The 10,008-nt window shown below is 39.8% G+C and carries 9 protein-coding genes and 1 pseudogene; 8 read left to right on the top strand and 2 right to left on the bottom strand.

Going from position 1 to position 10,008, the window contains the following annotated elements:
• The first annotated feature begins 276 nt into the window (after positions 1–276).
• Positions 277–540: a sulfurtransferase TusA family protein gene (locus ACUVXA_RS10885; RefSeq protein ID WP_445871284.1), complete on the top strand. Its 264-nt coding sequence runs from the start codon at positions 277–279 to the stop codon at positions 538–540.
• Positions 541–642: 102 nt separating this feature from the next.
• Entirely contained in the window at positions 643–1,878 is a 1,236-nt protein-coding gene (locus ACUVXA_RS10880) for a cysteine desulfurase family protein (RefSeq protein WP_445871283.1), read from the top strand.
• A gap of 187 nt (positions 1,879–2,065) precedes the next feature.
• On the opposite strand, the gene ACUVXA_RS10875 is transcribed toward ACUVXA_RS10880, so the two are convergent.
• Positions 2,066–3,535 carry a zinc ribbon domain-containing protein gene (locus ACUVXA_RS10875; protein ID WP_445871282.1) on the bottom strand — a complete coding sequence of 490 codons (1,470 nt, stop codon included), beginning with the start codon at positions 3,533–3,535 and terminating at the stop codon, positions 2,066–2,068.
• A gap of 462 nt (positions 3,536–3,997) precedes the next feature.
• On the opposite strand from ACUVXA_RS10875, the gene ACUVXA_RS10870 reads away from it, so the two are divergent.
• Together ACUVXA_RS10870 and ACUVXA_RS10865 are read left to right on the top strand one after the other, a co-directional pair.
• Positions 3,998–4,312, top strand: coding sequence for a magnesium-dependent phosphatase-1 (locus ACUVXA_RS10870; RefSeq protein ID WP_445871281.1), 315 nt, complete (start codon positions 3,998–4,000; stop codon positions 4,310–4,312).
• A 578-nt stretch (positions 4,313–4,890) separates the two neighbouring features.
• Entirely contained in the window at positions 4,891–5,064 is a 174-nt protein-coding gene (locus ACUVXA_RS10865) for a hypothetical protein (RefSeq protein WP_445871280.1), read from the top strand.
• 115 nt (positions 5,065–5,179) lie between these two features.
• On the opposite strand, the gene ACUVXA_RS10860 is transcribed toward ACUVXA_RS10865, so the two are convergent.
• Complete coding sequence (locus ACUVXA_RS10860; protein ID WP_445871279.1) at positions 5,180–5,413, bottom strand: hypothetical protein; 234 nt, start codon at positions 5,411–5,413, stop codon at positions 5,180–5,182.
• Between the two features lie 404 nt (positions 5,414–5,817).
• Between ACUVXA_RS10860 and nifU the strand changes: the two are divergent.
• The 4 genes and pseudogenes from nifU to ACUVXA_RS10840 all read left to right on the top strand — a co-directional run.
• Positions 5,818–6,198, top strand: a pseudogene (gene nifU, locus ACUVXA_RS10855) (Fe-S cluster assembly scaffold protein NifU); the annotation flags it as partial.
• Positions 6,199–6,207: 9 nt separating this feature from the next.
• Entirely contained in the window at positions 6,208–7,164 is a 957-nt protein-coding gene (locus ACUVXA_RS10850) for an NAD(P)/FAD-dependent oxidoreductase (protein ID WP_445871285.1), read from the top strand.
• 204 nt (positions 7,165–7,368) lie between these two features.
• A complete protein-coding gene (locus tag ACUVXA_RS10845) occupies positions 7,369–7,968 on the top strand; it encodes an FmdE family protein (RefSeq protein ID WP_445871278.1) in 600 nt (199 codons plus the stop codon).
• Between the two features lie 371 nt (positions 7,969–8,339).
• On the top strand, positions 8,340–9,836 hold the full coding sequence (locus tag ACUVXA_RS10840; protein ID WP_445871277.1) for a glycerophosphoryl diester phosphodiesterase membrane domain-containing protein: 1,497 nt from the start codon (positions 8,340–8,342) through the stop codon (positions 9,834–9,836).
• The last annotated feature ends 172 nt before the right edge of the window (positions 9,837–10,008 follow it).

Below are 10,008 nucleotides of genomic sequence, written 5' to 3'. Positions count from 1 at the left end.
GTTCACCAGCCAAAACCAGTTTTAATAACCTATTTCATTTTCAAATACTGATTTTCGAGAAATGTTTATAAGGCTTTAATTATTCCTACAATGTGAAATGAAATTAACAATTGTTAATAATATATTTTCCCAAAAAGGAGGTATAACTAATTGTTCGGACTCTTAATATATGCAACTTATGCCGCTCTAAGAAAAGTTTATGACCATTTAAAATTCATAATGGGGAGGAAAAAAGAAGAAAATTTGAAATAATAAGCAAAAGGAGGTATGTTTAATATGCCAAGTTCTAATGAAAAAAAGACAGAAGATATCAAACCAGATCGTACATTAGATGCAATTGGACTCTACTGCCCAGAACCCATATTCCGAACCAAAGAAGAAATTGAAAAGATAGAAAAAGGGCAAGTCTTAGAGATTTTAGCTGATGACCCAGCCGCAGAAGAAGACATCACTCGGTGGGCAAAAAGAACCGGAAATCAATTATTAAAATTGGAAAAAGAAGGACGAACCCTCCGGTTTCTAGTAAAAAAGCTAAAATAAAATAAATCCAATACTTGAAAACAAAATAACAAATATCCTTAAACAGTCCAGAATACTTATATCCAAATTACATATAATAAAAATTTTTAAAGGAGATGAGTCTTGAAAAAAGAAAATAATCCAAGTAAAGTTACAAAATTGACCCAAAACAAGGAGGAGGGACAAACTCGAATCATCTTCTTAGATTACGTGTCTGGTAAACCAGTAGATCCTAGAGTATTGGAAGCTATGAATCCTTATCATAGAGAAATTTTTGGCAATCCTTCTTCATTACACATTTTCGGTGATCCGCCAGTTGAAGCTATGGAGGATGCTAGAAAAAAGGTTGCCGACCTAATAGGCGCCAAAGATCCTAAAGAAATTGTTTTCACCTCGGGAGCAACAGAGTCAAACAACTTAGCTATAAAAGGAGTAGCCTTCAGAAATCAGAATAAGGGAAAACACATTATAATCTCGGCCATCGAGCACATATCGATTTTAAACATCACCAAGTATCTTGAAAAGTTCGGCTTCAAGACAACTAGGGTGGGAGTAGACAAGTATGGAACCGTAGAACTCGACAAACTGGAGAAACAGATCAAACCTGAAACGCTTCTCATATCCATAAATTACGCCAACAACGAAATCGGAACCATAGAACCCATAAAAGAAATCTCAAAAATAGCTCACGACCAAAACATCTCCCTACATGTAGACGCAGTAGCCGCCGAAGGGCTAATACCTATCGATGTTCAAAAAGATGGAATAGACTTGCTAACATTATCCTCAAACGACATCTATGGACCACGCGGAATCGGAGCACTCTACATAAAAACCGGCACCATGATAGAACCCATAATACACGGTGGAGGGCAGGAAAGAGGCCTGAGATCCGGAACCGAAGACATACCGGGCATCGTGGGCCTGGGGAAGGCCGCAGAAATCGCCAAAAACGAAATGGAGAAAGACAGTACCGGAATACAAAAAATGAGAGACCGTATCATAAACACCGTGCTGGGCACAATTGATCACTCATACCTCAACGGACACCCCACACAGAGACTACCAAACAACGCCCACTTCAGATTCGACTACATAGAAGGAGAAGCCATCCTACTAGGACTAAACATGAAAGGAATAGCCGTATCAACCGGCTCTGCCTGCGCCGCAAAAAGACTAGAAGCCTCACACGTACTCATAGCCACAGGACTTTTAAAAGAGGAAGCACACGGATCACTAGAACTCACACTGGGCAAATACAACACAGAAGAAGACGTAGACTACTTTCTAGAAGTTCTACCACAAGTAATAGACCGGCTCAGAAAACTATCACCACTTACCCCCAAAAGAGAAGAATAAAACTTCCTTAAATGTTGTCATTTAAATAATAGTTAAACCATTAATTAGACGTTTTTCTTCTAATTTCATTCTTAACTAATTTCTGATTTTTAATAGTAGAAATAACTCAAAAACACGAAAATAAATAGATTAACTCATATAAATGTTAGAAAAAAGTAGGAAATGTTAGTTTTTAGTGGAAACCAAATTACACTTGTTTTTCGCCGCAATAAGGGCAGAACTTTGATTTCTTGGAAATTGTTTTGTTACACTTGGAGCATAATCTTGTTTCTTCTCCAGGCTTGGGAATCTGAATTTCACGCGTTTTTTCGTAGCCGCCTCCCAGAGCGTAGAACCAAGTTGTTAATATTATAGGACTGATTATGGTTGTTGTGGATCCTATGATGCCTACTAAGATTGTTGCGGCAAGCAGAAGTGGTAAATTGAAGATTAGGAACTGATTAGTCATTGGCATGCCAAACATCATGCCCACCCCTAGATAATTGAAAGGCAATAATGCGAAGAGAGCTATAATGGTAAGGGGAATTGCAGCAATTGATGCAATTAGTCCTGATGCGAGCAGAACTCCCAAGGTTCTCATCTTATCATTTTCAGTAAGCATTTTACTAAAACTAAATGACTCCATCGGTCCGGTGTCTGAAATTACTATCGCTGGTAAAACCAACGTAAAAATTATTGCCAAGTATATTCCTGGAATAATAAGGAGGAGCATACCTAATCCAACAATCAAGCCGTAAACAAAGTAGGCTATGTACAATTTCCATGAGCGTCTGAGAACAAGTTTAAGATTCTGGATTAAGCTTGAACTTTTGCCCTCAATTATGTTCGAGGTTGCTTTAATAACTATGCCCTCAGCCACCACAATGAAGAAGTAGCCGACGAACAGGAGACCATACTGGACACCATAGGCTGTTGCTAACGCTGTTGAACTCTGAGAGGTGATGCTTGATAGTGAATAAGAGTAGCCGAGGAAATAAATCAGCGTATAAATAGAGTATATTAGACCAAAGGGAATCACTATTGAAGCAAATATTCTCTTCCAGATTCTCAAACCCGTGGAAACAGTTTCCCCTGCGGATGAAGGAATGTACGTAAGTGGCTCAGGCCGCCACCTCTCCCCTATCATGCCCACTAATCCAATAAACAAGCCTACAGCTATGAGTGCATAGCCAAAACTAATCATAGGATTCGAGGTAAGATTTGTAGTGTACTGCATACTTTGCCCAATTAGAATCGTGGGTTCACTGCCTGTATTTGTAATTTTTAATATAACGCCTCCAAAAGCCTGTGGAATTGGAAGGGCGGAAAAATAAGCTGCTAGAAGGGCGTTGTTAATCTCGATTAAAGGTGTTCCGCCCCAATCTGAAATCCCATATACCGCGATGTTAACCGGATTGTTGGAGGCAATAAAACCTCCAAAGTAGTTTATCGAAGTTAAAGGATAGTAAATAAACTGTAATACTTGTGAATCTGGTTGCATATAAATTACGAAAAAGTCCCCAACTTGGAACTCAAAACCGCCAATAGGTAGAGGAAATATCTGAGCGGGGTAGTTGTTGGGAAAAACTGTCTGACTCGGAAGCGTAAAAACAAGACCTACACCAAGCAATAGAAGTGAAATCCCTAGGGTTGTTAGAAAGATTGTTGACCCCTTCATCTGGCATTTTCTCCTTTTTTATTGCTTAATAGTGAAGAATTTAACTAATAAAATTAATTCATACATCCCTAAGCTATAACAGAACAATGAGTCTACTATTTATTATATGATGATTTGTTTTAGTTCTGTTAACTGTTAAATCCCGCTTTCCTTTCCCCTCCAGGAACCACTTTTTGGTGATTCCAACCCTGCTAGGCGTGAAATCCCCCTAAAACAAGGGGTTTAAACCCGTTTTCCCTCCACAAAAACCACCAGGGAAAGTTAACATAAAAGAATATAAAAATCAGAATATTATAAAAGGTAGACTTATTGTAACAGAATTAACATACAATAAATCCCCTATTTAGATAGATTTTTAAAAAATTAAATAACACAATAGAAACTATAGAAAAACCTACATAACCTTTAAACTTATTTCTAAATATCACAATGTTGATCCACAAGACCGGGAGTAGCATTAACTTGCCAATTAAACTGGTAGTTTTCGATGTAGACAACACCCTCTGGCAAGTCAGCATCACATACGCCTCCTTCCTTAAACCGCCTCTCAGAATCATTAAAACCGATGTAATCAGCGACTCCCAAGGTGAAACAGTCAAACTATTTCCCGGTATTCGAGAGATGCTAAAGAGTTTACAAGAAAAAGGCATTCTAATGTCAATAGCCAGTTTAAACGACCCCGAACCCAACATGGTCACCGAATGCTTCAAACTCTTCAAAATCAATTATTACTTCATCCACCCACAGGTTACCACAAGGGCAAAAACAGAAACATAAAAACAATCCTAAAACAAGTCAAAGAAAAAGACGGAATAGACATAAAATACTCCGAAGTAATATTCGTAGACGACCAAGAATTAAACACTAGAAGCGTAAAAAAGGATGTCCCGGAATAAAAGCAATACACCTAGGCACAGATATACAAAAAATAACCCAAATCCTAAACCTTCTATAAAATGCTTGAGTGAATTTGTGGGTGAGGTATGCTTTTGTAAAAACTGGGCACAGTTAACCTGGAGTCACCAATCATGGGCATTTGCTCCTGAGTAGCTTGTCCCACACCTCGTAATAGTTAAGCTTCTCGACGCCCTCCGGCTTCGAATGGGGTGCAACCGAGAGTCCGGTGTACCTTGAGGAGGCTGTTTCTTACTACGACCTTGGTTTCGATGTTACTGGCCAGCGCCTCCTCGACCAAGTTCTTGGCCGTCAGGTCGTTTCTAACCCAGCTGAACGCCCGGTTCACCTCTATGTGTGTTTCTAGGTCTTGGGTGTTCCAGTAGTACCCCCATACTCCATTGAGTTTTACCTTGTGTTCGTCGGCTATCAGGATCGGCGAGAGGCGGGGGTTAAATACTGTGAGTGGGTCGGAGGTTCTCTCGGCGAGCTTCTGGAATATTTTCCAGAGTCCCGCGCTGGTCAGGCCTACGTTGTCAGCTAGGTCTTGGCAGGAGACGCCTCTGAGTGTATATTCTTTGAGGGCTTTGCAGATTTTCTCGGGGTCGGTTTTTATGCCCTTGAAATTTTTTTAAAATAGTGTCCGTAGCTGGTGCAGAGGAATTTCTGTTTCTTGGCTTTATTGAAGCCTTTTCGCATCACGTGGGTGTTTGTGCCGCAGTTTGGGCAGGGTGGGTATCTTTTGTGTTTCTACTCGTGCATGATGGTTAGGATGGTGTAGCGGAGGCCACAGTTCTTGCACTTGTACTCCTGTGTGGTTGAGGCGTCCCGGTATTTTCTTGTGCCGTTTTTGCGTGAGGGGGAGCTGCAGTTTGGGCAGGGGAGTTCGCCGGACCATGTCTTGAGTTTCTGCTTAATCCTTGTGTCGCCGGGTTTTTCTAGGGTGTCTTTGATGAGTTGGGAATATGAATCCAAACAAATCACCGTGTCTATTTATAAAGGAAGAGGAGTATATACCTCTACCCGTGATTGGTGACCCTAGGTTAACTGTGCCAAAACTGATATAGTAATATTTATAAGCGACCCATCGGTGATTTACATTGTAAATTAACAATTGTGAATAAAAATTACTTGAAAAACTGCTCTGTTGCAAAATTTTACTTTTTCAAAAAATTTGATTATATTTTAAAATTTTTTCAAATTAACATTGTAAAATTAGAAAAAATTCATTAAATCCCATAAAAAAATAAAAAATAAGAATTATGCAACACGGCATGAAAAACGAAAAGAAAATAAGAGCCAAAAAAAACAAAAATAAAAAAAGAGAAGAGGAAAAAACAAAAAAGCCAAGATAACTACACAAGAAATGAAGATAGAGGAGAAAAAAGTTGAAACCAACACAATATAGTGAAAAAGTAAAAGAACACTTCAAAAACCCGAAAAACGTCGGAGAAATAGAAAACCCAGACGGAGAAGGAATGGTAGGAAATCCTCTGTGCGGCGATATGATGAAAATGACCATAAAGGTCTCAAAAGATGGAAAACTAGAGGATATAAAATTCAAAACTTATGGTTGTGGGTCGGCGATTGCTACTAGTAGTATGATTACTGAGATGGCTAAAGGCATGAGTTTGGATGAGGCTTTGAAGATTACTCGTAAGGATGTGGCGGATGAGTTGGAGGGTTTGCCTCCGATTAAGATGCATTGTAGTAATTTGGCTGCAGATGCTTTGCATGCTGCTATTGAGGATTATTTGGCGCGAAAGGAGCGTGGGGAGGTGGGTCCGCGGGCGAAGGCTGAGGGTTTTTTTGATTATGATGTGATTGTTATTGGTGGGGGACCTGCGGGTCTTACTGCTGCTATTCAGACTGCTGGTAGGGGTTTGAGTGTTGCGGTTTTTGAGGGTAAGTCTTGGGGCGGTGTTTTATCTACTATTTATCCTAATAAGAAGATTCTGAATTTTCCAGGGTTGCCTGATAATACTTTGGGCCGGGATTTTGTGACCAATTTGTTGAAGCAGGCTCGTGACCTAGGAGTTGATATGAAAAACGAGTTTGTGAGTGAGGTTTTTCCGGATAAGCTGGTTAAGACTGCGATGGGTGAGTATCGGGCTCGGGCGGTGATTATTGCTACGGGTACTATGCCTTTGGCTTGTGGTATTCCCGGTGAGAGTGAGCTCACTAAGGGTGATAAGAGTGTCTACTACTATGTAACTTATCCTGAGAAGTTTATGGGGAAGCGGGTGCTGGTTTATGGTAACGGTGAGCAGGCTTTGGAGTCCGCTCTGGCTCTGGAGAACATTGCGGATAAGCTCACTTTTGCTTATAAAGAGAAAGACCTTGTGGGTATAGATCGGGATGTTAAGACGATTAAGAGATCTGATAGGATTAAGCTTTTGGGGAAGACGGAGCTTGTGAAGATTGAGGGGGAGGATACGGTGGAGAAAGTTGTCCTGCATGATCTGGATGAGGATGAGGATTTTGACCTAGTGGTAGATATGGTGGTTCTCGCGGTTGGTATGACTCCTAATACTGATATTTATGGTAAATTGGGTGTTGAAACTGATGATAGAGGCTTTATAAAGGTAGATAAGGAGCAGAGAACCAACCTCGAGGGAATATACGCGGTGGGAGATGTAACTACCGATTTGCAGCTTTTAGTGGTGGCTGTTTCTCAAGGAGCTATCGCGGCTCATCGGGTTTCGGAGTATGTTCAGAAGCAAAAGGGTTTTTAAATAGGAAGAGGTAATTTCATTTGGAACGCGCCTCCTGTATCTACCTCCTTCCTTTGGGGCTCTCAATCAGTTACGCAGTGTGCAATTCGCGTCGTCTGTGTTACGTCTTTGAGGGTCTTAATATGGAGGCGTGATTCCTCCACTATCATATCTTAAGTTTCGCCAAATTGTTTTGTGGAGTGTTTTTCGGGAGGTGTTATTGTTATGGTTGATTTTAAGAATTTATTTGAGGATGCTGTGGAGTTTCATGGGCATACCTGTCTGGGTTTATTGATTGGTGTTAGAATGGGTGTTGCCGCCCTTAATATTTTGGACGTGGATCGGGTCTCTGATGAGGAGCTTTACGCAGTGGTTGAAAATGACTCTTGCGCGGTGGATGGTTTACAAACTGTTACCGGTGTTACTTTGGGGAAGGGTAATCTTTTGTTCAAGGATTATGGTAAGATGGCTGCTACCTTTTATCTTCGAAACAAGAAGAAGGCTATCAGGCTTGTCTTTAAACCAGAAAGTTTTGGGAAAATTGCTGACGAAAAAGATTTGAGAGAGGCTATGAGTGAGGAGAATCCGGAGAAAAAAATGGCCAAGTTTGCTAAAATTGTTAAACGTTTCGGGGACTTGCCGGACAATGAGGTTTTTGACATACTGTCGGTTGAAATGGATGAGCCGCCTATGGCTGAAATTAGACAATCGGTGAGATGCGAGAAGTGTGGAGAAATGACTATGGAAACCAAGTCAGTGGTCATGGATGGAAAGCATTTATGCATTCCCTGTTCAACCAATATGAATTACTATCGGGTAAAATAACTACATTCTTGTTAAACGAATAGATGAGCTTTAGCCTCAGAAATGCGATTTAAAAACTTTGTGTGGCTTCTTCGATTTTTGAGTCCATATTCAATTTTCGGTTTGGCGATTATTTTTAATATGACTTCCTTTGGGTTTTAGATATTGAGGTTCAACCACTGACTCTATGTTATCCAATGGATTCGAAGAACTGCTTTTGCATATTTTTATCGATAATGGATTTATTTTTATGCCAAGCATCTATTTTTTAGGGCAAATTATGAAAATCCCCATTTTTAGATTATAATACTTCTATGAAACCAAAATTATTTTATACTAAGCAGTACTAAAGAGAATATCTGTGATTTCAAAGTGTACTCGAGGTTTTAGATTTGGTAAAGATTACCAGATTGATGCTTATCGGCATTATTATTATCAGCTTTGGGCTGTTCGTTATAGCGGGTGCTTCGTTTACCCACTATACTCGGCAGGCTCCGATTAAGGCTCCCATAGTGAATGTTGGCACGGGATTAGCTTTTCCGGGTGCTTCATTTGGAGATGGTTACGCAATCTTCTCCGGACCTGACACGTCCCAAGTTATGTTTCCCTCTTATTCTTTCGAAATTTCCCTCTTCGGTAATGCTGCTGGTAGCAGTATCTTTATTGGAGGATTTTTTGTTGCTAGCGGGCCTATCAACTTTACCATAACTTCTCTTCTCCCGGGCGAACCTCTGATTTATAGAGTGGAAAACTCCAGAGTCGCGGCTTTCATTACACCGAACATGTACTTCCCATGGTTCTACAAAATAGAGTGGGAAAATAGCAATAGTCAATCACTAATCATAGTAGGTAAAAATTTAGCATTTGATCCTATTTCATCTATCTTCGGATCACCAAATCCTAATCTCGTTTTTGCACTTGGAGTGGCTGCTTTGGGCCTATTGGTTCTAGGAGTTAGTTTTTTTGGCCAAGAAAAGGAAAATAAAAAATTTAAATCTTCAGAATCTCGTAACGGTTTGTTTGGAATACTTGACGCCTCTTTAACAACTTGGAAGGCAGTGTTTTCCGAAGTTACTTTACCCTTCGCTATTCTGATAGCTCTTCAAGTAATTATTATCTCGATTGCGAGGAACGTATACCAGCTAGTGAATTTTGAACTATTTTCACTAATTAATCCATTTTACTCATCGCTCCATAGGAACGATTTACTCCTACAAATCACGCTTTTCAGTTTACCTATAATGTATTATCTAATAGCTCTCTTCAGCCTGCTATTACTCTTAACAGCAGAAGGAATGATCATAAAATACGCATACGATCACTTAACAGAAAATAAAACAACCCTTAAAGAAAGCCTAAAAACTGCTACAAAGTATTCTGGAAAACTATTAGGCGCCTTAACGCTTCTGTTCCTGATACTAATTGCAGGCTTAGCAGTTTTCATAATTCCCGGAATCTACCTAGCGGTAATCCTGTCACTGATTTTTCCAGCAATAATAATCGAAGGAATAGCAATCGACAAAGCGATCAAAAGAAGCATAGAATTAACACGAGGAAAAAAACTAGACACATTCAAACTACTAATCATCGGAGGCATGATAGCAATTCTAACCCTCATTCTAGCCTACCTAGTAGCCTTTAAGGTGGCACCAACAATACCCACAATAATCACACCAGCAAACTATTTCAGCATATCCTCCACCACCTTTGTTTACACACTACCTCCCATAATAGGATTCTCACTAATAATAGGCACTATAACCTCAACCACCATCCCACTCTCTATGATAATAATCACCGTCTGGTACCACCACCTAAAAAAACAAAAAATACAGTCACCACCCGAAAACAAAAAATCACAAAAACCTAAAAGAACCAATCAAAAATAAGAACAAGAAACAAAAACCATCAAAAAAATTCAAAAAATTAGCCAGCCAAACAAAATAAAATTATAAAATCATCTAAAAAATACCACAGAAGATACTAACTCCCTATTAGATTTCCTGCAACCGTTGTCCGAAACTTACCCATCTAGGACACTTCCAGACGATAGATTCGCAA

This window comes from Candidatus Jordarchaeum sp. (assembly GCF_052745115.1).
The sequence above is the reverse complement of the archived record's forward strand: the minus strand, read 5'-3'. Positions and strand labels throughout refer to the sequence as shown.